Here is a 21,686-nt window from a genome sequence, read left to right on the forward strand (position 1 = left end):
TGGCGGTGCCCCGTCCTGTGCGCGCATGCATCAGGCAGGCAGCATCAGTGGATCACCTGGCGACCGCGTGGCACAGCCTGCGCACGGCATCCCGCGCGCTGCCGTCAGCGCGTGGCTGCACGCGCAGGCAACTGCGCCAAGGCCTGGCCCAGCTGCAGCGCCGCGGCCACATTGCGTGCGGCGATGCGCACGTTGCTGGCGGCTTCGGCCAGCGCCTGCTCCACCGTGCAGGCGCGATGCACCACCGCAAACATCGCGTCGATGCCATGCCCATGCAGCAGCGCGGCGCCGTTGCCCAGGCAACCGGCGATGGCGATCACCGGCTTGCCGTGTCGTTGCGCCAGCCGCGCCACGCCCACCGGGGTCTTGCCGTGCAGGCTCTGGCTATCCAGGCGGCCTTCGCCGGTGATGACCAGATCGGCCTGGGCGACCAGGGCATCCAGCCCGAGCGCCTGCGCGACGATCTCCACGCCGGGCCGCAACTGCGCACCCAGATACGCCACCAGCGCCGCGCCCAGGCCGCCGGCCGCACCGCCGCCGGGCAGGTCGTGCAGGCGCAGTCCCAGGTCGCGTTGCAGCACATCGGCGTAGCGCTGCAGGTTGCTGTCGAGCTGGCGCACCATGCTGGGGGTGGCACCCTTCTGCGGGCCGAACACCGCCGAGGCGCCGGTCGGGCCGATCAGCGGGTTGTCCACATCGCAGGCCACTTCGAACTGGCAGTCCTGCAGCCGCCGGTCCAGGTCGTGGGTGTCGATCCGCGCCAGCGTCGCCAGCGCGCCGCCGCCGGGGCCGATCGATTCGCCCTGCGCATCCAGCAGCCGCACGCCCAGCGCCTGCGCCAGGCCGGCGCCGCCGTCGTTGGTGGCGCTGCCGCCGATGCCGATGATGAAGCGGCGCGCGCCGGCATCCAGCGCGGCCAGGATCAACTCACCCACGCCCGCGGTACTGGTGCGCAGCGGCGCGCGCTCGGTCGGCGGCACCAGTGCCAGGCCGCTGGCGGCGGCCATTTCGATCACCGCGGTGCGGCCGTCGCCGGTCAGGCCGAAGAACGCCTGCACCGGGGTGCCGAGCGGGCCGCTGACCGTGCAGTCGATCACCCGCCCGCCGGTGGCGGCCACCAGCGCGTCGACCGTGCCTTCGCCGCCATCGGCGACCGGCACCTTGCGGTACTGCCAGTCGGGGAACACCTCGCGGAAGCCGGCCTCGATCTGGGTGGCCACCTCCAGCGCGGACAGGCTTTCCTTGTAGGAATCGGGCGCGATGACGATCTTCATGGGCACACTCGCTGAGACGGACGCATCACTGGTTCACCGCGCGTGCCGGCACCCGCAGCACCAGCGCGGCGCCCAGCAGCATGGCCCCGGCCAGCACGTATAGCGCCAGCTCGGTGCTGTGGGTGGCGTCCTTGATCCAGCCCACCAGGTACGGGCTGACGAAGCCGGCGACCTGGCCGGTGGAGTTGATCAGCGCCAGCCCACCGGCCGCGGCGGCGGCGGTGAGAAAGCCGTTGGTCAGCGGCCAGAACAGCGGCAAGCCGCTGACCGCGCCCATCGTGGCCAGGGTCATGCCGAATAGGGCCAGAGCCAGGTTGTCGGTGACGCTGGCGGCGATGCATAGCCCGGCCGCCCCCATCAGCAACGGGATCACCAGGTGCCAGCGGCGCTCGCGGCGGCGGTCGGCCGAGCGCCCCATTAGCAGCATGAACACCGCTGCGGCCAGGTACGGAATGGCGCTCATCAGGCCGATCCGGCTCGGGTTGGTGACGCCGCTGCCCTGGATGATCGAAGGCAGCCAGAAGTTGATCGCATACACCCCGCTCTGGATGCAGAAGTACACCGTGCCCAGCATCCACACCGCCGGATTGCGCAGCACCGCGCCCAGCGAGCTGGAGGCGCCGGCCGGCTTGCCGGCTTCGTCTGCGGCCAGCGCGCGGATCAGTGCCTGCTTTTCCTGCGGGTCCAGCCAGGTGGCCTGCTGCACGCCATCGCTGAGCAGGAACCACACCCCGATGCCCAGCAACACGGTCGGCAGGCCCTGCAGCAGGAACATCCACTGCCAGCCGGCCAGACCACCCTGCCCGGCCGAGAAATGGCCGAGGATCCAGCCCGACAACGGCCCGCCCAGGACGCCGGAGATCGGGATGGCCGACATGAAGACGGTCATGACCCGGCCATGCTGGGCGCGCGGAAACCAGCGCGTCAGGTACAGCACGATGCCGGGGAAGAAGCCGGCCTCGGCCGCGCCGGTGAGCAGGCGCAGGGTGTAGAAGCCGGCCGGCGTGCGCACGAACATCAGGCAGGTCGACAGCAGGCCCCAGCTGACCATCATGATCGCCACCCAGCGGCGCGCACCGATGCGCTGCAGGATCAGATTGCTCGGCACCCCGCAGGCCAGGTAGCCGATGAAGAAGATGCCCGCACCCAGCCCGTACACGGTCTCGCTCATGCCCAGATCGCCGAGCATCTGCAGCTTGGCGAAGCCCACGTTGACCCGGTCCAGGTAGTTGAACAGGTAGCAGACGAACAGGAACGGGATCAGCCGCCACAGGATCTTGCGGTAGGTCGGGGCCATGCCATCGGGGGGCGGCAGTGGCCGGGTGGCTTGGGTCATCGCACGCTCCAGCAGTCGGTGGGCCCACCGGCGCGCAGTGCTGGCACCGGCACCACACAGGGGTCGGCGCATTCTAGTTGGAGCTTTTTCCCGGAAGCATCGTCAGCCTGCTGCCTGTCTGCGGGCAGGCACACGCCGGTTTTTGTGCAAATGCCCAAGTCAGCCACAGCGTGCCGGGCTCGGAACGCAACAGCAACCATGCTGTTGGTACAAGGCTGGCCGCCCGATGCAGCGACGGCGACCCGCCACCCAACCACCTGGCTGACAACCAGCGCCGGCGCACTCCGCGCGCGCCCCAATCAGCCCATCCGGCGAAGAAGCCCGCAGCAGCAACGCGCCTTACCCCAGCCCTGCACCCACAACCAAGCCGGCCGCCACCGCCAGGCGCTATGCAGGACCAGCCCGGCACGACAGACCGCCTCGGCTTTGCGAATCCCGAATCCCCAATCCCAACTCCCGCGCTCTACCGATTCCCCACTCCCGATTCCCGATTCCCCACCGCGTACGCCTGCGCCTGCCCCATCACCCGCAGCAGGTTGCCGCCCCAGATGCCGGCGATCTGCTGCTCGGTGTAGCCCTTGCGCAGCAGCCAGGCGGTGATGCGCGGCAGGTCGGAGACGTCTTCCAGGCCGACCACGCCACCGCCGCCGTCCCAGTCCATGCCGATGCCCACGTGCTCGGGCCCGACCACCTTGAGCACATGCTCCAGATGGGCGAAGAAGTCCTCCTCGGTGGCGCGCTTGATCGGGTAGCGCGCATCCAGCTCCTTGAGCGCGGCGCTCAGGGCCGTGCCGTCGGCGATCTTGATGTGCTCCCAGCCGCCGTATTGCTCGGTCAGTGCCTTCTCGGCAGCCTTGCGCTCGGGGCTGGCGCCGCTGTCGACCAGATAGCCACCGTAGGAATTCACCTGGATCACCCCGCCGTGCTCGGCCAGCACCTTCAGCCGCGCGTCGTCAATATTGCGCGGATGGTTAAACACCGCACGTGCGCCGCTGTGCGAGAGCACGATCGGCACCGGCGACAGTGCGATCAACTGGTCGAACACCGCATCGGAGGCATGCGATTGGTCGATCACGATGCCCAGCGCCTGCGCCTGCTGCACCAGTTGCTTGCCGGCCGGGCTCAGGCCCTTCCACTCCGGCCCCTTGGGGTCGGTGGCCGAGTCGGCGAACTCGTTGTTGAGAAAATGCACGGTGCTCATCAGGCGCAGGCCCTGCGCGTAATAGAAGCGCAGCAGCGTGGGGTCGGCCACCAGCGGGCTGGCGTTTTCCATGCTGATGTACACCACGCGCTTGCGATCGGCCTTGATGCGCGCGGCATCGGCGGGGGTGGTGGCGAAGGCGAAGCGCTGCGGTTGCGCGGCCAGCAGCGTGTGGATCTTCAACAGCCGCTGCAGACCGGCATCGCGATCGTCCAGGTGCGCGGCCGCACTGCGATTGCCCTGCCCGGTGTAGACCGCCCAGAAGCCGCCATCCAGCGCGCCTTCGACCATGCGCGGGTAGTCCACCTGCGACAGCCGGTTGCCGGCATGCGCCTGCAACACGTCGAAATCGGGGCGCTCCAGGTTGGCCGGCGTGTCCAGATGCGAATCCAGCGTGACCAGGCGCTGTTGCAGCGCCGTGGCGCGCGCCAGTTCGGCCTTGGAAAACTCCAGCGCGTGGCCGGGTGCGGCCACAGCCAGACTGAGCAGGATGGCGGTGCACAGGCGATGCAGGGTCATGGCAACTCGCAGAAGATGGGGGGTGCATCGATCATAGCCGCGCTTGCCTCGGCGGCTGCACGATCACTGGCTGTCGTGGCGCGTGGCCGCAGACATTGCTGCCCGCGACCGCGCGCCAGTACTCACTTGCGTTCGAAGAACTCGTGGTAGGCCTTGGATTTGCCTTCCGGCGACTTGCCCACGCCGTTGCGGATCAGCGTCTTGCCGTCTGCGGAAAACGTCCAGAACTCGCCGACGATCACGTCGTCGTCCTTCATCTTGAGGATCTGGTAGGTGTCGGCGCCGGTCTTGCTCACCGCGATCTGGTTGAAGCGCGCCTGCTCGTTGAGCGGGCTGGGTTTGCCATCCAGCGTGGTGACGTAGTCGACCTTGTACGGCGTGTCAGGGCGGGTGGTGTTGATGGAGTGGTATTCGATGCGGTTGTCGGAGAACTGCACGTTGATAGTCAGCCGCATGCCCTTGGGAAACTTGCCGTCGCTCCAGTTGGATTTGGATTCCACCAGGGTCCAGGCGCCGTCGTGCGGGTCGGCCGCAGACGCGGTGAACGTGGCGGTCAACGCCACGATGGCGAACAAGGCGGCGGTCGGAAAGGTGCGCATGGTCTGTGTCCTTGGATGCTGGGATGGCGGGCGGTGCTGTCAGGTAGCTGCTTCAAGCTGGGGCGATCGTCGGGGGTAATCGTCAGAAGTCGGTGCGTGATTCCAGGTGCTGTTCGACCTGCTCGCGGGTGGTCCACAAGGTGCGGAACTCGCCTTTGGACAGCAGGTGCAACTGGTCGTTGATATGCGCCGAGCCAGGCTGGCTGGCATTGCCGTAACTCATCAGGCCCTTGGCCTTGATCGGGGTGGAAAATTCCACCAGCGAGACCCAGGTTTCGCCATGCTGCGGCAGGCGTTGGCTATCGGCATTGGGCGGGTTCCAGGTGATTACGTCGAACGCGCCGAGATTGCCGAAACCGCCGCGGCCGGGCACATCCACCTCGCCCAGATGGAAGCGCGACACCTCGCCGTACGGGCGGTCGATGGCGCCATAGGCCTGCCTGGTGCTGGCAACGGCCTGCTTGAGCTGACGCAGCGCCAGTGCCGGGTCCTTCAGGCCGCTGGGCGTGGTCAGCGGAGCGTCCAGCGACCACGGCGTGGCGTAGCCGGCCTGCGAGAGGTAACGCGCATCGCCGGTGAACAAGCGCGCCCATTGCTCGAACAGCAACGCGCCGCGGCTGTCGGCTTCGAAGTGGCGGTCCCAGGCCTTGAGCACCTTGACCGCAGCGACGATGTCCGGATCGGTGCTGTCTGCGGCGGCAGCGTACAGCTGCGGCAACGTGCGATCGGCCGCCAGCGCCTGCGCGGTGCGCTTGAGCGCCACCAGCTGGTCGAAGTCGATGCTGTCGTGCTCGGCCAGCATTTTGACCGAGTTCTGCGCGCGCAGCGACATCGGCCCCGTCGGTGCGACATAGGCCGGGAATTTTTTTGGGTCAAGCACGCGCGGCCAACTCGCCAGCCACGGCGGGTCGTTGGTGTTCTGCACGAAACCGCCGGCCGGATTGATCACCTTGGGCAGCTCGTCGTAGCTGTGCACATCGCGCCATAGCGTGGACGCGGTATCGCCCGGCACCAGCCCGCTCCAGTACGTCAGATCGCCCTGCGCATGTTTGGGCAGGATGCCGTTGTCCAGGAACAGCACGTTGCCGGCGTTGTCGGCATAGACGATGTTGAACATCGGCACCTGCAGTTGCTTGAGCGCGCGCTGGAACTGCGCAAAGTCCTGCGCCTTGCCCATGTCCCAGTACTGCTTGAGCATGTCGGGGCGATCCAGGCCGGCCACACGCAATGCCACGGTGCTGCCATCGTAACGCTGGAGCACCGGGCCGTGCACCGACTGCCGCACCTGCAAGGTCTGTTCTTTCAGCGCGCCATCGGCCTGGCGGATCTTCAGCGTTTTGGTTTCCCGCTTGAACGGCAGCAGCTTGCCGTCCAGCAGATAGCCCTCGCCCGACAACGTGAGTTTGTAGGTGGTCTGGCCCAGCAGCGTGTTCACCGTATTGGTGAAACCCAGTTGCTTGTTGAAGCCGAAACGCAGGATCGGCAGGCCCACCTGGGTGGCGCCATACAGATCCACGCCCGGTCCGTTGAGATGCGCTTCGTAATAGGTGAAAAAGCCGCTGCCCCAGGGCAGATGCGGGTTGGCCAGCAGCATGGCGTGGCCGTCGCGGGTCTTGCTCGGCATCAGCGCCCAGGCGTTGGAGCCGTCGCGGGCCTGGCCGTCCTTGGGTGGCTCGCCCAGCACCTTGGCCGGCGAGGCGATGTAGACGTAATTCATCAACCGGTGCGCGTGCGCCACCACGTCCACGCCGGTGATCGGCAGCACCACCTTGACCTCTGCGTCCAGGGCCTGCGGGTGTGCGGCCGCGTAGTCGTTGATGCCTTGCGCGAATGCGTCCAGGTCGGCCCGAAAGCCGGGGGTCTGTTGTCGGTACCACTGCTGCGCGCGTGGGTAGACATCGTTGCTGGTCAGCCAGCGATCCTGTTCGGCGTACTTCTCGCCCCAGTATTCGGCGGCGCGGCCGCGTGCTTCGCCATAGAGATGCAGCAACAGATTGCCGTGGCTATGCGTCTGCGCCCAGCCGAAGCCGTAGAAGGTACCGGCTTCGGTCCTGGCATAGATATGCGGCACGCCGTAGCGGTCCCACAGGATTTCGCCGCTGTCCTTGCCGGCGCCGGCCGCCTGCGGGGCGCAGAACAATGCGATCAACAGCCCTGCGCAGAGGGAAGCGCTGCGCGCCTGCGCCCGCATCGAAGAAAGTCGCGGCACTGGATCACTCCTCAAAAGGTGTAGGTCAACTTGGTGTAATAGGACCCGCCGGTGAAGCCGTACGGCACGCTGGTGACGTAGAAACCGCTGCCGGTGCTGGCGACCGCGCCGATGTTCTTCGGGTATTGGTTGAACAGGTTGTTGGCGCCCAGCGTCCAGGTGATGCGTCCGGACAGTGCGTAGGACGCTTCCAGATCGGTGATCCATTTGGCCGGCACGTGTTCGTCGTTGGCCGGGTTGTTCTCCAGCACATCGAAACTGCCGAAGCGGTTGATGCGCACGTTGAGCGCGAAGTCGCCGATCACCCAGTTGCCGCCCAGCAGCACCTTGCTGCGCGGAGTGCGCGACAGATAGCCGCGCGAGGCACGGTCGAACAGTTCGTAGCCGGCACCCAGCGATTGCAGCGCGGCCGGGTTGTCGGCGATGCGGGTAATCTCGGTGGTGTTGTAGTTGTAGCCCAGGTTCCAGTTGACCCGGCCCCAGTCGCCGGCCTCCATGCGCCAGGTCGCGACCACGTCCACGCCTTCGGTGCGGGTGTCGATGGCGTTGGTGAAGTACTGCGCGCTGTCGACCCCGGACACGCCGGCGCGGGTGAGCAGGTCGGTGATCGCCGCACCGGTGATGTAGCCGGTCATGCCGATGCGGTCGTCCAGATCGATACGGTAGGCATCCACGGTGAGGCTGAGCGCGCGCGAGGGGTTGTAGGTGAAGCCGATGCTGGCGTTGGTGGATTCCTCCGGCTTCAGCGGTTCGGCGCCCAGTGCCAGCGCGGCGGGGGAATCCACCGGTAGCGTCTTGGCCAGGAACAGTTCGCGATCGCCGTTGTCCAGCGTGCGCCAGCTGCTGTTGGTGGCCGCGTACAAGGCCTGCGCCAACGCGGGCGCGCGGAAGCCGGTGCTGGCCGCGCCACGCAGCGCGAAGGTGGGGGTGATGGCCCAGCGCGCGGTGAACTTGCCCACCGCGGTGTCGCCGGCCGAATCGTCGAAGCGCTCGTAGCGCCCGGCCAGACCCAGCGACACGCTGTCGGCCACGTCCCAGGTCAGGTCGACATAGGCCGCGCCGCTGTTGCGATCCAGGCTGCCGGCCTCATTGGGCTGGAAGGTGATCGCGCCCTGTGCGCCGGGCGGCGGTGCCTGCCCGGCACGCGGGTGGCTCGCCGGAAACACGTAGTCACCGGCCGCATACGCCGCCTGCTCGCCGGCCTGGATCTGGTATTTCTCGTAGCGGTATTGCACGCCCAGCGATACCTGCAGCGGGCGCTCGGCCAGTTGCAGGCCGCGGGTGATGTCCAGGCTGGTGGTCCAGTCGGTGGAGGTCAGCTGGCCCAGATAGAACGCAGTGGGGCTGGTCGGTCCCAGGCTGGCGTTGAGCGTGTGCAGGCCGTCGCGTTCGGAGGCGTTGCGGCCGTAGCTGGTGGCCAGGTCCCAGTCCCACTCACCCCACAGGCCCTTGATGCCGGCAGTGAACTCGTAATCGGTCTCGTCGATGCGCAGGCGCGGGCTGTAACCGTCCGGATAAATCTCTTGCAGGGTGTTGTTGGCGTTGGGATTGCGGAACGACCATTCCAGGTCGCTCAGGCGGCGGCTGTAGGTCGCGTAGGAATAACCGCGCAACTCGCCGCCCAGGCCGAGTTCTGCGTTGTAGGACAGGTTGGCGCCCTTCTGCCAGGGCTGGCCAAAGTTGCGCGTGATCAGGCGATTCGCCGTGGCCTCACGGGGGTCCGGCTGGCCGTTGACCGGGTAGTACAGCCGGTAATCGTCGGCCACCGGCACTGCGCGATTGGAGGTCTGCTGATACCTGGCGTCGGCGGCCAGATACACGAAGCCGTCGCTGCCCAGTGCCAGGCCCTTGCCGATGCTGGCGCTGCTGCTGTCGCCATCGGCGCGGTCAATGTTCTGACCCCACAGCAGGTCGGCCTTGCCGCCATCGGCATCGGATTTGAGAAGGATGTTGATGACGCCGGCGATCGCATCCGAACCGTATTGCGCGGCCGCGCCATCGCGCAGCACCTCGATGTGGTCCACCGCCGAGACTGGGATCAGGCTCATGTCCACTGGCACCGAGCCGCGCCCGACGATGCCGGCGATGTTGATGCTGGCGGTGCGATGGCGGCGCTTGCCGTTGACCAGCACCAGGGTGTGATCCGGATTGAGCCCGCGCAGCCCGCCGGTGGCGATCACATACGAGGTGCCGTTGCCGGATTTGGCCGGCGCATTGAACGAGGGCACCAGATCGTTGAGCGCCGCCAGCAGGCCCGGGCGACCGGTCTTTTCCAGTTCCGCCGCGCCGATCACATCGATCGGGGTGGGACTTTCGGTGACGGTGCGCTGCACGCCGCGCGCGCCGGTGACAACCACTGCATCCAGATTGCCGACGGCGGCATCTGCGGGTGGCGTGGACGCTGGTGGCGTGGGCGCGGATGCGTCCACCTGCGCATACCCCGTCCCCGGATGGCCGTGGAGCGCGGCCGTCAGCGGCTGCGCCGAGGCCAGCGTGATGCGCTCGCCGTCGTCTTCGACCACGCTCAATCCGGTGCCGGCCAGCAACTGCCGCAAGGCCACGCGCGATTCCAGCGTGCCCTGCACGGCCGGCGTGCGGACCTGCTGCAGGTATTCGCCGGGCGCCACGATCTGCACCCCGGCCTGCCGCGCAAACTCCGGCAGCGCCACCACCGCATTGCTCTCGGGGAGCGAGAAGGTGCGCCCCTGCGCTGACGCTGCCACCGCATGTCCCGCTGCCATCATCGCCACGGCGGTGCCGATGGCCTTGCTCAAACGCCTGCTTGCTGCCTGCATCACTGCTCTCCGCTGGCGCGCGTGCGCCGCTGTCCGGTCGTTGTCACCGTTGCCGTGTGGCCCCCTGTCTGTTGGATGCGTCGCCGCCGCTTTTCCGCCATCGACATCGCTGATGATGATGTGCAGCGCTGCACCTCACTGCGCGAGTGCGCCGCGCAGGTGGATGCCGCCACGGGTGTGTTCGATCTGCAGGCCCATGCTCAGCGCAACGGAGCGTGCAAAGCCTTCCGGATCGTTGGCCGAGTACAGGCCGACCACGGTGCGCCGCGCCACCGCGGGGTCATCGATCAGGATGCGCATGTCGTTGTAGCGGGCGAATTCGGCAGCGGCCTGCGCCAAGGTGTCGCCGTCGAAGGCGATCATTCCCTCGCGCCAGACCAGCAACTGCTGCACGCGCCGTGCTGGCAGCGGCTGTACCTGCACCGCCCGCGTCGGGCTGACCATGGCCAGCATGTTGGCTGTCACCCGCTGCGGTGTGCGCTGGTCGGCTTCCACGTCGACGGTGCCTTCGCGCACGACGACCTTGACGGCATCGTCCTGCCGCCGGCGCACGCTGAAACTGGTGCCCACCGCGCGCACTTCCGCGCCGGCCGCCATCACCACGAACGGGCGGTGACGGTCCTTGGCCACGTCGAACAGGGCTTCACCGCGCAGCAACTGGACCTGGCGACGGGCGGCGCTGAACTCCACTACCACCTCCGAGCCGGAGTTCAGCGTCACCGCCGAGCCGTCTGCCAACGGCAGGCGCAATACCTCGCCGATGCGAGTGAGGTGATGGCCGCTGCCGGGCGCGCCGTGGTCGGGCACGGCCTGCTGCAGTGCCAGCATGCCGGTGGCCGCAGCGACCACACAGGCGGCCAGTGCGGCCAGCCACCTGCCGCGTCGATACGTGCGCCGTGAACGCGTCGCTTCCGCGCCAAAGCCCTGCCCCAACGCACGCGCGCGATCGAAATGCAGGTGCACCGCGTGCGCACGTGCATAGGCACCGCGATGGCGCACGTCTTCGGCCAGCCAGCGGTCGCGCTGCATGCGCTCGGCCGGCGTGAGCCGGTCGCCGTCCTCGCGGCCCACCCAGGCGGCGGCAATGTCGTCGATGCTGCGCATGCTCAGCTGCCGCGCTGCGGATCGGCCAGGCGCCTGGCCGGCGCGGCCTGGCCGGCAGTCGGTGCGGGTGCGGGGGTGCGGCCCATCCGCGCCATCAGCAGCCGCAATCCCTTCACGATGTGTTTTTCCACGGTGTTCTCGCTGATTCCGAGCCGCGCGGCGATCTCGCGCTGCGACAGGCCATCGACCTTGCGCAGCAGAAACACCTGGCGGCATTTGTCCGGCAGTGCCGCCAGCGCTTCGCCGATGCGGCGCAGCTCCTGACCGGCAATGGCGTGGCGCTCGGGTGAGCGCTCGTCCTGTGTGATGTCCAGGCGCTCGATTTCCGCCACGCTTTCGATCGAAACAATTCTGGCGCGGCGCACCTGCTGCAGCAGCACCGACTGCGCGGCGGTGAACAGATAGGCGCGAGGGTTGGCGATATGGCCCACCTCACCCAACCCGGCCAGGATGGCGTAGGTCTCCTGGATGACATCGTCGCAATCGACGTTGCCGGGGGCGTGCTTGCGCAGCCAGCGCCGCAGCGCCGGCTCGTGCGGCAGGACCTGCGTCGCCAACCAGGCGGCGCGCTGGGAATCGATGGCCGGCATCTAGGACGCGGCCGCTGACGTGCCCGCACGTCGAAGTGAGGAAGTCATTGCGTTCTCCGGGGGGTTCGAGCGACTGACCTGCTCTTCAAAGGCACGATGCGTCAGCGACGCAACTCCGCCATGCCCTCTGACGGGTGGTTCGCTGCGATGGCACTACCCGCGCAGCGCGCGCTGCAGGTCACCAGCGTGGGCAGCGATCGGTCGCTTTCGCCGACCAAGCCGATCACATCGCGACGCGGCCGCGGGAAACCGATCCGGCGCACCTCCAGCCGGGCCGCGCACTCCGTCGATGCCCGGCAACGTAGCTTCCAGCGACCAGCCATGGCGACAGAAGAAGCGTCGGCCGGCGTGCTTGGGATCTTCGAAGTCGTGCTCCAGCAACAGCAGAACCGGTTTGGCGCTGCACAGCGCGGACGTGGACACATCGGACATGGCGGTGGCGCCCTCGCTGCGCGGAAGCATCGATCGCGGTCGATGCGGGTGTGTCCAGCCTGGTGACCGCCGCCGCGCAGATCGCGGCAGACATCGACAATGTCCGCTCAGATGCGGCCAACGAAATGGCCGTTGGCAATGACCTGACTGCTTTGGGTTATGCAGGCGCGCCACGCGCATGGCCACGCCACGGTGACGGGCGGCACCGTGCAGGGCAATGCGGTACTTGGCGGTCTGACCGTGTGGCATCCGGGCGCGACGATCGGCGCCGATGCGCAGGCCAGTACCGTCTTCATGAGGCGGCCGGGCGCGTTCGGTGCGGTCAACATTGCCGGCACCGCGTAGGTGCGTGGCGATATCGAATTGCGCAAAGGCAACACGCCCACCCAAGGCGTGTTCTACGGCTACGTCGGTGGCGCGGCGATGCGCAATTTCGAGTTCGGTGCCGAGCTGCGCCAGGCCGTGCCGGAGATCACCGGGCGGCCGTTGGGCTGATGATCGGTTGCTGCTGCAGCTGCAGCCCACCGCGGGTCATCGCCTGATGTGACCGATACGCGCAGGCCGGGTATGGCCTGTGACACGCAGTATGTCGCGCGGCTGGCAGAAGCGATCGGATGTTCGCAGTGGGCTGCTCACAGCGCGCAGCATGCAAGCGATTTGATCTGGCCTGCGCGCAATCCATCGCACGCGCCTGATCGGCGCGGGGTGATGTTGCGCGTCGTGTTCAATCGCCCAGTTCGGCCAGGCGCGCGCGCACGCTCTCGACATCGACGTGCTCGCGCACGTGCAGCCACTGCCGCGCCCATACCGAGCGCAACACGATCCAGGCACCGAGCACGCCCAGGCAGGTCGAGCCCAGCGCCAGCAGCAACGGATGCAATGGCGAACCGTTGCCGGTCTGGAACAGGTACATGAAGGCGCCGGCGAACAGCAGCCACACCCCGAACACCGGCCAGTTGCTGGCCAGCAGACTGGCATGGGGCCGCTCGATCTCGCGCAGCAACCGGCTCAGCGCCCTGCGTTCCTCATCGTCCGCTGTCATCGACTGGCCGCTCCAGGGGTTGATCGCCGCGCTAGATCACGCGGCAGAAAACAGCCTTCAGATAGCGCGATTCCTGCACGTGCGCCATGAACGGGTGGTCCGGACCGGCACCGGCCACCTTCAGGATCTGGATGGTGCGACCGGAGAAATACGAGGCGCGCCGCAGCATGTCCAGGAATTCCTGCTCGGCCACCAGCCCGGTGCACGAGAAGGTGGCGAACAGGCCACCGGGCTTGACCACGCCCAGCGCCAGCTTGTTCATGTCCAGGTACTTCTTCAGCGCCGGAATCACCTGCTCGCGGTCGCGGGTCATCTTGGCCGGGTCCAGGATCACCACATCGAACTGCTCGCCGCGGTTGGAGGCATCGCGCAGCCAGGGGAAGATGTCGGCCTGCACGAACTTCGGCCGCACGTTGTTGAGCTTGGCGTTGCCCTTGGCGATGGCGATCACGTCCTCGTCGATGTCCACGCCCAGCACCTCGGACGCGCCGCGCGCAGCCGCATACACCGCAAAGCCGCCGGTGTTGCAGCACAGGTCCAGCACGCTCTTGCCTTCGACCTGCTCGCTCAGCCACTGGCGGTTCTCGCGCTGGTCGGCGAAGAAGCCGGTCTTGTGCGCACCGGCCGGGTCGGCACGGAACTTGATGCCGTACTCGGTGATCACCGCCGCTTCGGTGGTGGTGTTGCCGTGGAAATCGAAGCTTTCCTGCTTTTGCACGTGTTCGTCGGCGAAGCTGTGGAAACGGCAGCCCGGGAACTGCTCGCGCAGCGCCTCGTAGATCCATTCGCGGTGGCGGAACATGCCGGCGGCGAAGAACTCCACCACCACCAGGTCGCCATAACGATCCACCACCAGGCCGGACAGGCCGTCGCCTTCGCTATGCACCACGCGCCAGGCATCGGACACCGCGTCGAGCTTGAGCCAGTCGCGGCGCAGGCTCACTGCCGCGGCGATCTTGCGCGAGAACCAGCCCGCATCCACCGGCACCGCCTGGTCGGTCTCCAGGATGCGCACGGCGATGCGCGAGTGGCCGTTGTAGAAGCCGCGGCCGACCCACTCCCCGTCCACGCCGACCACATCGACGATGGTGCCGGGTTTGGGCTTGGCGGCGGGCTTTTCCACCAGCTTCTGGAAGATCCACGGGTGGCTGGAGCGCCACGCATTCTTGAGTCGGACGACGGGGACAGGAGTATTCATCCGCCCATTGTATCCGGCTGGATTGACGTGCCTGCCCCGGGCACGCAGAATCGGCTGCAGAAGGGGAGTAGCTCCCAGCGTTGTCGCCGTCATGACGAGCCCTGCCATCAGGCGCTCCGGTGCAACGGCAACCGGCCCGGCCGGTTGTGAGCGAGACCTTCGCCGCGCAGGCGAAGGTCCGTCACCCGGAATCCACGATTTCCGTGTCACAAGGCCTCAGCCCACCGGCTGTCCAGGTCGTTTCACTTTCGGGATTCTTGTATGCAAACCATTGGCAATGTCTGGTTATGGGGTGGCTTCGCGATCGTGGTGATCGTGGCGCTGTTGGTCGATCTGGTGCTGATGCGCCACGGCGGTGCCCACAAGGTCACCTTCAAGGAAGCCACCTGGTGGAGCATCGGCTGGGTGCTGCTGGCGCTGGCCTTCAACGCCGGGCTGTGGTGGTACCTGCAGGGCAGCATGGGCGATGCGGCGGCCGACCGCATCGGGCTGGAGTTCCTGACCGGCTACCTGGTCGAGAAATCGCTGGCGGTCGACAACATCTTCGTGTTCCTGATGGTGATGACCTACTTCGGCGTGCCCGAGGAGCAGCGCCAGCGCGTGCTGATCATCGGCGTGCTGGGCGCGATCGTGCTGCGCGCGATCATGATCTTCGCCGGATCGGTGCTGCTGACCAAGTTCCATTGGCTGCTGTACGTGTTCGGCGCCTTCCTGCTGCTGACCGGCATCAAGATGTGGTTCTCCGCCGGCAAGGAGCCGGACCTGGAAGCCAACCCGGTGCTGCGCTGGATGCGCGGCCATCTGCGCCTGAGCCCGCAATACCACGGCCATGCGCTGAGCGTGATCAAGGACGGCAAGCGCTGGTTCACCCCGTTGTTCGTGGTGCTGATCCTGATTGCGGTGATCGATGTGATCTTCGCGGTGGACAGCATCCCGGCGATCTTCGCGATCACCACCGACCCGTTCATCGTGCTGACCTCCAACGTGTTCGCGGTGCTGGGCCTGCGCGCGATGTTCTTCCTGCTGGCCGGCATGGCCGACCGCTTCCACCTGCTGCCGTACGGGCTGGCGGTGATCCTGGTGTTCATCGGCACCAAGATGATGATCATCGATCTGTACAAGATCCCGGTGCTGGTCTCGCTGGCGGTGGTGATCGTGATCCTGGTCTTCACCATCGTGCTGAGCCTGCTGCGGCCGCCCAAGCCGGCCGGGCACTGACCGGCCGGGATTCGGGATTCGGGATTCGGGATTCGGGATTCGGGATTCGGGATTCGGGATTCGGGATTCGGGATTCGGGATTCGGGATTCGGGAATCGGGAATCGGGAATCGGGGTTGTGCTTGGCTGCAGATGGTGCAAGGGATGCCGCGGTTTCGCTTCGGCTCTCGCCACTGGGGCCGGTCGTGGTCTTCGGCCGTGATCGTCGGCTCCGTCGCCCATTACGCGACTCGGCTGCAGCGCACCACAGGCGGTACCGGAGCATTGGGACCGCGCCCTGGTTGCCACCACACCTAACTGCGGTGAGGTATTGGCCGCCGCGGCCTGCCTGCCGGGCTTCGTATCAGCCCGGCGGGCAGCAGGATTGTCCCGCCGCCGGATCCGGTTATCCCGCGCAAATAGGGCTTGCAAAGGCAAAACCACGCCGCCATCCGTGAATGCATGACAACGCATTCCCTTGCCCCCGATCCCACCACCCAGAGCCGCCTGGATCGTTCCCGGGTCTTGCGTGCCTTCAACTTCAGCCTGGCCGCCGTGCTGCTGCTGGTGGCGGTGTTCACCGCCCAGGGCATGTTCGACTGGCGCGCCTGGGCGGTGGCACCGCTGCAGGCCGACGGCCTGCTCGGCATCCTCACCGCGCCGCTGCTGCACGGCTCGCTTGCGCATCTGGGCGCCAACGCCGCCGCGCTGCTGATCCTGGGCACACTGGCCGGCAGCGTGTATCCGCGTGCCACCGCCCTGGCGCTGCCGTTGCTGTGGCTGGGCTCGGGACTGGGCGCGTGGTTGCTGGGCGAGCCCGGCAGCCGGCATCTGGGCGCCAGTGGCGTCACCCACGGGCTGATGTTCCTGGTGTTCGTGCTGGGACTGCTGCGCCGCGACCGCCCGGCGATTGCCACCAGCATGATCGCCTTTCTGTTCTACGGCGGCATGTTGCTGACCATCCTGCCGCACGAGGCCGGCGTGTCCTGGCAATCGCATCTGGGCGGCGCGGTGGCCGGCCTGATCGCCGCGCTGCTGCTGCGCCTGCGCGACCCGCAGCAGGCCAGGCCGCGCTACAGCTGGGAAGACGAGGACGAAGACGCGGCTTGGGAGATCAGCAACACCGAACGCGACGTGCTGGAACCGCCGCCGCCACGCCAGGTGCCGGTGCTGTGGCAGCGCCAGGAAGACGGCTCGCAGAACGTGGTGCTGCACTTCCCGCCACGCGAACGGCCACCAGGAACGTAGGAGCGCGCTGGCGCGCGATGGAGCGTTATCGGGAACGCTTCATCGCGCGCCAGCGCGCTCCTACAGACCGCATATGCGTCCAACGGTTAACGCGTTGCACGCTCGCTCAACGCACGCCGCGCCAGGCCGGGATCATCGGCAAAGAACGCATCGATACCGGCATCCAGGTACGCCTTCAACTCGGCCAATGCACCGGCCTCGTTGCGCTCGGTCACCGCAGCACTGCTGCGGTTGTTGGCGGCCAGGAAATAATTCTCCGGGCGGAAGGTATACGGCTGCACCTGCAATCCTGCCGCGTGCGCGTCGTGCACCAGGCTGGTCGGCGTGCCCAGGCGTTGCTGCACATCCAGCGGAATGATGCTGCGAATGTCCGGGCCGATCGCATCGGCATAGCCGGCGACCTGCTTCAGTCCCTCGGGCGTGATCATCTGCGCGTAGGTGCGTGGCGCGTTGCCCACGCCCGCATCGGGCAGCGCCATCTGCGCGCCGCCCAGCAGCTGCAGCAAGCGAATAGTGCTGTTGCGCCCGATCTTGCCGCGCAAGTAACGCAGGTTGCCGGTCTCGAACGACTGGATCACCACCGGCGCGGTCTGCGTGTAGGCATGCGCACGCAGGCTCGCCAGCACCTTGTCTTCCATCGCCAGATTCAGCGCACTGAAATAGCTTGGGTGCTTGATCTCCGGAATCAGCCCGATCGTGCGCCCGGTCGCTGCTGATTCGGCCGCGACAAAATCGATGATTTCGTCGAAGGTGACGATCTGAAACTGCCCATCCCAACGCGTACCGCGCAACTGCGGCAACCGCTCGCGCGCGCGCAAGGTCTTCAATTCGGCAAGAGTGAAGTCTTCGGTGAACCAGCCTTCCATCGCCTGGCCATCGATGGTCTTGCGGGTCTTGCGCGCGGCGAACTCCGGGTGGCTGGCCACATCGGTGGTGCCGCCGATCTCGTTCTCATGCCGCGCCACCAGCACACCATCCTTGCTGGACACCAGATCCGGCTCGACAAAATCGGCGCCATCGACAATCGCCTTGGCATACGAGGCCAAGGTGTGTTCCGGGCGCAACGCGCTGGCGCCACGGTGCGCAAAGATCTGCACCGTCTTCGCCAACGGCGCCTCTGCCAACGCGGGCCCGCTCATGCCGACCATCATCGCTCCCAACACCAACGCACGGTGGAACTGCATCATGCCTTTCTCCAACAAAAAAGCAGCCATCAACACCACGGCACGACCGCCAGACGAGCGCGGCCGATGAGCGAGGCGGGATGCACGACCTTGCATCCCGCACCTCCGCATCGTCGCATCCGCCCGACAATCACTCGGCAGGTCTTGCCACCCACTCTAAAACCATCCACGTCGATCACCACCGGAAATCAGTCAGCAGCCATAAGACCCGCTGTTACCAATCCCCAATCCCGACTCCCCAATCCCTAACTCAGAACTTGGCATCCAAGGTCAAAAACACCTGCCGCGGCGCGCTGGCATGGAATGCCAGCTGACGGCCATTCGGATCGCTGTTGGCGAACGCGGTGAGGTTGGACGCATAGCGCTTGTCGGTGAGGTTGGTCACGTTGAGCGAGAGCTTGAGCCCCTGCAGCACGCCGGCCTGGCCAAAGTCGTACCCGGCGCCCGCATCGAACGAGGTGTAACCGCCGAAGCCCTGGTCGTTGGTGTAGGTGTAATAACGCTGGCCGGTGTACTTGCCGCGCAGGTTGATGTTCCAGTTGGCGTAGTTGAAGGCGATTTCGCTGGCGAACATGCGCTTGGGCGTATCCACCGTGGTCTTGCCGGCAGTGGGAATGGTTACGCCGTTCTGCACGTAGTTGTCGTCGTAGGTGGAGCGGTTGATCGAAGCCGAGTTGTACCACTGCAGGTAGCTGGTCGGCTTCCAGATCACGGTCAGTTCGCCGCCGCGGCTGCTCACCGAGCCCACGTTGAAGAAGCGCGTGGTGCAGGCCGGCGTGGTGCCCTGCTGGATGCTTGCGCAGGGATTGAGCGAGAGCAGGCGGTTGTCGAAGGTCACGTCGTAACCCACCAGCGAGGCTTCGAAGCGGTCACGCACGAAGCGGTAACCGGCTTCCACGGTGCGCGACTTCTCCGGCTCCAGTGCACCGACGCTGGCATCGAAGGAGGCCTGCGTCACCAGCAACGGACCACCGGCGCCACCGCCCTGGAACGCGGCGATGTTTTCCGCGTACGAGGCGAACACTTCCTGCCCGTCTGCGATGCGATAGCCCAGACCGACCTGCGGCAGCACCGACTCGCTGGCCTTGATCGAGCCGGTCGCCACCGGCGCTTCCACCGCCAGCCCCGGCGTTTCGCGCGCGGTCATTTCGGTGCTCGGGCTCTTGATGCCCAGATCCACGCTCAGGCGCTCGTCGAGGAACTTGAAGTTGCCCTGCACATAGAACTGCCGCGTGGTGATGATGTAGTTCTGCGAGAACAGCCGGCGGTCGGGATCCTGCAGGAACTTGTCATCGCTGACCGGCCCGTCGATCCAGTAGAAATTGCGCTCCACATCGTGGTGATTGCGCTCGTACCACAGCCCGGCTTCGAGGTGATGCGGGCCCAGGTTCCAGCCGAGCGAGGCGATGCCGCCGGTGCGGTTGATCCAGTAATTGGTGCTGCGGATGGAGATCGGCAATGCCTGCGGCGTGCCCGGGTTGGACGCCTGGCCCGGCGACCACCAGTGGCCCTGACCCTTGTTTTCGTGGTGGTAGACCTGGGTGTGCAGGCTGATCGCATCGTTGGGCTGGAAGTCGCCGGCCACATAGAACAGATCGTCGTCGCGCAACGCGCGGCTCTGGTAGTACGCATCGTCGATGTTGTCCACGCCGCCGCTGAAACCGCAGCGTGCCGCATTGCGCGTGGCCGGTGCGCAGTACGCCGCGGCCAACGCACGGTTCCAGTCCGGTGCGTACAGGTTCCAGTCCCAGCCCAGGCCACGCGCCATGCCGCTCTTGGACAGATACGAATAATCGGCCTGCGAGGTCCGCGAGGTGTCGGCGAACGCGGTCAGCTTGCCGCCGTCGAACTGGTACACGCCCTTGGCATTGAACTGCCGCGTGGTGGTCGGCGACTCCGGGCGCGCCCACATGTCGGCTTCGGCATTGATGCCGGACAGATACGCCGAAAACCCGTTGTAGTCGCCGGTGTCCACGCGCAGGAAGGTGCGCCGGTTGGCATCGGAGCCCACCGTCTGCGACAGCTGCCCGCCGAACACGCTGGACGGATCGGCCGAGTAGTACTGGATGGTGCCGCCCAGGTTGCTGGTGGACGCGGTGCCCAGTGCGCCGATGCCCGATGCCAGCTCCACGCCGCCGAAGTTTTCCGCAATCAGGGCGCGGCTGATATTGAGGCCGTTGTAGTTGCCGTAGGCGTTGTCGCCCAGCGGCAGGCCGTCGAGCGTATAGCCCAGGCGCGTGCCGTTGAAGCCGCGCAGGCTGATCGTCTGCGACTCCTCGTTGGCACCGAAGGCATCGTTGGATTGCACGTTGACGCCCGGCATGCGGTTGAGCAGTTTCTGGATGCTGGTGCCCGGCGGCAACACCGGAATGTCCTGCTGGGTGATGCGCTGCACCTGACGCGTTTCGCCCTGGCCGATCACCGAGACCGCGTCGAGTTGCTGCACGGTCGTGCCGGTATCGGCAGTCACCTCGGGATCGGCGGCGTGGGCAGCCGGCGACAGCACGAGCGCGGTAAGGACGGCGGCACTTAACAGATGGGTCTTGGGCATGAGCGGCAGGGGGGACGAGTCAAAAGATGACGGCAAGCGTGCGACAGCTGTCTTGCGCCGATGCGACCGGGACATGACAGTGCTGCGACAGCGGCTGCGCATTCCGCGCCGCAACTGCGTTGCGCTGGCATGCAGATGTCATCTGCGCGTCGTAATCTGCGCACTCATCCATCCGTGTTGTCCGAGGGTTGCTGCATGTCCGATCGCATTGCTCGCGCTTGTTTCCGGACGCTGACCAGCGTCGCCATCGCGGTGTTGGCAGTGGGATGCGGCAGTGCAAGCGCGCGCGACAAGGCGGCTCCGGCGGGCTCGGTGATCGCCACCGATGCACACGGCTACCTGGAAAAAGCACAGGTGCCCGACAGCCTGCGCCTGGTACCGCCACCGCCGCAGGACGGCAGCGCCGCGCTCGCCAACGATCAGGCCATCGCCACATCCATGCTTGCCCTGCGCGGCACACCGCGCTGGGACCTGGCCACGCAGGACGCTGCGCTGACGTTCCCGGCGGCCGCCAATCACTTCAGTTGCGCGCTCGGCATCCAGATCGACCAGGCACACACGCCGCACCTGCTGCGTCTGCTCGAACGCAGCATGCGCGACGCCAGCACCAGCACCAGCGCGGCGAAGGCACGCTATCAGCGGCCACGCCCGTTCATGCGCAACGACCAGCCGATGTGCACGCCCGACGACGACGCGGCGCTGCGCAAGAACGGCTCCTACCCTTCCGGCCACACCGCCATCGGCTGGAGCTGGAGCCTGATCCTGGCCGAGCTGGCCCCCGCCCAGCGCGACGCCCTGCTCGCCCGCGGTCGCGCCTTCGGCGACAGCCGCCTGGTCTGCAACGTGCACTGGCAGAGCGATGTCCTGCAGGGCCGCATCATGGGCGCCGCCACCGTCGCCGCCCTGCACGACAACCCCGAGTTCCAGAAGGATCTAGCCGCTGCGCGCCGCGAGATCGACAAGGCACGTGCAAAGCAACCTGCCACCGCCGCTACATCGCCAGCATGCGATGCCGAGAACGCGGCATTGCAGACGGTGTTGCCGGGTGTGATGTGACGCGTTCTGCGGCGCAGTTGCGGGCGCTCGCTTCGAGTTTCGGTATCGGCATGTGACCCGCTGTACAAGCGTTGCGCTTGTCGCCGTCCCTGATCCTTGATCCTTGATGCAGAACACCAACAGCCAGCGTCTGCATCGGCTCATCATGCGTC

Annotated in this window: 18 protein-coding genes; 5 read left to right on the top strand and 13 right to left on the bottom strand. The window is 66.8% G+C overall.

Features of this window, described 5'->3' with window-relative positions; genetic code table 11:
• Positions 1-104: 104 nt before the first annotated feature.
• The 9 genes from ABQ039_RS19965 to ABQ039_RS20005 form a co-directional block, all read right to left on the bottom strand.
• Positions 105-1,274 carry a glycerate kinase gene (locus tag ABQ039_RS19965; protein ID WP_184609599.1) on the bottom strand — a complete coding sequence of 390 codons (1,170 nt, stop codon included), beginning with the start codon at positions 1,272-1,274 and terminating at the stop codon, positions 105-107.
• Positions 1,275-1,299: 25 nt separating this feature from the next.
• Entirely contained in the window at positions 1,300-2,610 is a 1,311-nt protein-coding gene (locus ABQ039_RS19970) for an MFS transporter (protein ID WP_184609601.1), read from the bottom strand.
• 463 nt (positions 2,611-3,073) lie between these two features.
• A complete protein-coding gene (locus ABQ039_RS19975) occupies positions 3,074-4,330 on the bottom strand; it encodes a dipeptidase (protein ID WP_349778296.1) in 1,257 nt (418 codons plus the stop codon).
• A 122-nt stretch (positions 4,331-4,452) separates the two neighbouring features.
• On the bottom strand, positions 4,453-4,929 hold the full coding sequence (locus ABQ039_RS19980) for a hypothetical protein (RefSeq protein WP_016904927.1): 477 nt from the start codon (positions 4,927-4,929) through the stop codon (positions 4,453-4,455).
• A gap of 82 nt (positions 4,930-5,011) precedes the next feature.
• On the bottom strand, positions 5,012-7,138 hold the full coding sequence (locus ABQ039_RS19985) for a penicillin acylase family protein (RefSeq protein WP_311547862.1): 2,127 nt from the start codon (positions 7,136-7,138) through the stop codon (positions 5,012-5,014).
• A gap of 11 nt (positions 7,139-7,149) precedes the next feature.
• Positions 7,150-9,912: a TonB-dependent receptor gene (locus ABQ039_RS19990; protein WP_184609606.1), complete on the bottom strand. Its 2,763-nt coding sequence runs from the start codon at positions 9,910-9,912 to the stop codon at positions 7,150-7,152.
• Between the two features lie 156 nt (positions 9,913-10,068).
• On the bottom strand, positions 10,069-11,037 hold the full coding sequence (locus ABQ039_RS19995) for a FecR domain-containing protein (RefSeq protein WP_184380595.1): 969 nt from the start codon (positions 11,035-11,037) through the stop codon (positions 10,069-10,071).
• A gap of 2 nt (positions 11,038-11,039) precedes the next feature.
• A complete protein-coding gene (locus tag ABQ039_RS20000) occupies positions 11,040-11,627 on the bottom strand; it encodes an RNA polymerase sigma factor (protein ID WP_184609608.1) in 588 nt (195 codons plus the stop codon).
• Between the two features lie 101 nt (positions 11,628-11,728).
• On the bottom strand, positions 11,729-12,052 hold the full coding sequence (locus ABQ039_RS20005) for a DUF3088 family protein (RefSeq protein ID WP_374057832.1): 324 nt from the start codon (positions 12,050-12,052) through the stop codon (positions 11,729-11,731).
• Positions 12,053-12,218: 166 nt separating this feature from the next.
• On the opposite strand from ABQ039_RS20005, the gene ABQ039_RS20010 reads away from it, so the two are divergent.
• Positions 12,219-12,404 (top strand): hypothetical protein, encoded by a 186-nt coding sequence (locus tag ABQ039_RS20010; RefSeq protein ID WP_260214078.1) that lies wholly within the window; start codon positions 12,219-12,221, stop codon positions 12,402-12,404.
• Complete coding sequence (locus tag ABQ039_RS20015; protein WP_349778295.1) at positions 12,405-12,554, top strand: hypothetical protein; 150 nt, start codon at positions 12,405-12,407, stop codon at positions 12,552-12,554.
• Positions 12,555-12,783: 229 nt separating this feature from the next.
• On the opposite strand, the gene ABQ039_RS20020 is transcribed toward ABQ039_RS20015, so the two are convergent.
• Positions 12,784-13,101 carry a hypothetical protein gene (locus ABQ039_RS20020; protein WP_065033270.1) on the bottom strand — a complete coding sequence of 106 codons (318 nt, stop codon included), beginning with the start codon at positions 13,099-13,101 and terminating at the stop codon, positions 12,784-12,786.
• A 31-nt stretch (positions 13,102-13,132) separates the two neighbouring features.
• Positions 13,133-14,299 carry a class I SAM-dependent rRNA methyltransferase gene (locus ABQ039_RS20025; protein WP_039515488.1) on the bottom strand — a complete coding sequence of 389 codons (1,167 nt, stop codon included), beginning with the start codon at positions 14,297-14,299 and terminating at the stop codon, positions 13,133-13,135.
• Between the two features lie 261 nt (positions 14,300-14,560).
• Here ABQ039_RS20025 and ABQ039_RS20030 point away from each other — a divergent pair, with 261 nt between their 5' ends.
• Together ABQ039_RS20030 and ABQ039_RS20035 are read left to right on the top strand one after the other, a co-directional pair.
• The gene (locus ABQ039_RS20030) at positions 14,561-15,517 is read left to right on the top strand and encodes a TerC family protein (protein ID WP_024939158.1); all 957 of its coding nucleotides are present in this window, start codon (positions 14,561-14,563) and stop codon (positions 15,515-15,517) included.
• A gap of 440 nt (positions 15,518-15,957) precedes the next feature.
• Positions 15,958-16,743: a rhomboid family intramembrane serine protease gene (locus ABQ039_RS20035; RefSeq protein WP_184609611.1), complete on the top strand. Its 786-nt coding sequence runs from the start codon at positions 15,958-15,960 to the stop codon at positions 16,741-16,743.
• Positions 16,744-16,829: 86 nt separating this feature from the next.
• Here the strand turns inward: ABQ039_RS20035 and ABQ039_RS20040 are convergent, their stop codons facing one another.
• Both ABQ039_RS20040 and ABQ039_RS20045 read right to left on the bottom strand, forming a co-directional pair.
• Positions 16,830-17,930, bottom strand: coding sequence for a glycerophosphodiester phosphodiesterase (locus ABQ039_RS20040; RefSeq protein WP_184609613.1), 1,101 nt, complete (start codon positions 17,928-17,930; stop codon positions 16,830-16,832).
• Positions 17,931-18,177: 247 nt separating this feature from the next.
• On the bottom strand, positions 18,178-20,478 hold the full coding sequence (locus tag ABQ039_RS20045; protein ID WP_102253005.1) for a TonB-dependent receptor: 2,301 nt from the start codon (positions 20,476-20,478) through the stop codon (positions 18,178-18,180).
• 195 nt (positions 20,479-20,673) lie between these two features.
• Between ABQ039_RS20045 and ABQ039_RS20050 the strand changes: the two genes are divergently transcribed.
• A complete protein-coding gene (locus ABQ039_RS20050; protein ID WP_184609615.1) occupies positions 20,674-21,534 on the top strand; it encodes a phosphatase PAP2 family protein in 861 nt (286 codons plus the stop codon).
• Positions 21,535-21,686: the final 152 nt, after the last annotated feature.

This window comes from Xanthomonas sp. WHRI 6108, from assembly GCF_040202385.2.
Classification (GTDB): Bacteria; Pseudomonadota; Gammaproteobacteria; order Xanthomonadales; family Xanthomonadaceae; genus Xanthomonas; species Xanthomonas arboricola.

Excerpts from the sequence above, each read along its gene's own strand:
- ABQ039_RS19965 (WP_184609599.1), bottom strand. The coding sequence starts at position 1,274 with ATGAAGATCGTCATCGCGCCCGATTCCTACAAGGAAAGCCTGTCCGCG.
- ABQ039_RS19970 (WP_184609601.1), bottom strand. The coding sequence starts at position 2,610 with ATGACCCAAGCCACCCGGCCACTGCCGCCCCCCGATGGCATGGCCCCG.
- ABQ039_RS19975 (WP_349778296.1), bottom strand. The coding sequence starts at position 4,330 with ATGACCCTGCATCGCCTGTGCACCGCCATCCTGCTCAGTCTGGCTGTG.
- ABQ039_RS19980 (WP_016904927.1), bottom strand. The coding sequence starts at position 4,929 with ATGCGCACCTTTCCGACCGCCGCCTTGTTCGCCATCGTGGCGTTGACC.
- ABQ039_RS19995 (WP_184380595.1), bottom strand. The coding sequence starts at position 11,037 with ATGCGCAGCATCGACGACATTGCCGCCGCCTGGGTGGGCCGCGAGGAC.
- ABQ039_RS20000 (WP_184609608.1), bottom strand. The coding sequence starts at position 11,627 with ATGCCGGCCATCGATTCCCAGCGCGCCGCCTGGTTGGCGACGCAGGTC.
- ABQ039_RS20005 (WP_374057832.1), bottom strand. The coding sequence starts at position 12,052 with ATGTGTCCACGTCCGCGCTGTGCAGCGCCAAACCGGTTCTGCTGTTGC.
- ABQ039_RS20010 (WP_260214078.1), top strand. The coding sequence starts at position 12,219 with ATGCAGGCGCGCCACGCGCATGGCCACGCCACGGTGACGGGCGGCACC.
- ABQ039_RS20020 (WP_065033270.1), bottom strand. The coding sequence starts at position 13,101 with ATGACAGCGGACGATGAGGAACGCAGGGCGCTGAGCCGGTTGCTGCGC.
- ABQ039_RS20025 (WP_039515488.1), bottom strand. The coding sequence starts at position 14,299 with ATGAATACTCCTGTCCCCGTCGTCCGACTCAAGAATGCGTGGCGCTCC.
- ABQ039_RS20030 (WP_024939158.1), top strand. The coding sequence starts at position 14,561 with ATGCAAACCATTGGCAATGTCTGGTTATGGGGTGGCTTCGCGATCGTG.
- ABQ039_RS20035 (WP_184609611.1), top strand. The coding sequence starts at position 15,958 with ATGACAACGCATTCCCTTGCCCCCGATCCCACCACCCAGAGCCGCCTG.
- ABQ039_RS20040 (WP_184609613.1), bottom strand. The coding sequence starts at position 17,930 with ATGATGCAGTTCCACCGTGCGTTGGTGTTGGGAGCGATGATGGTCGGC.
- ABQ039_RS20045 (WP_102253005.1), bottom strand. The coding sequence starts at position 20,478 with ATGCCCAAGACCCATCTGTTAAGTGCCGCCGTCCTTACCGCGCTCGTG.
- ABQ039_RS20050 (WP_184609615.1), top strand. The coding sequence starts at position 20,674 with ATGTCCGATCGCATTGCTCGCGCTTGTTTCCGGACGCTGACCAGCGTC.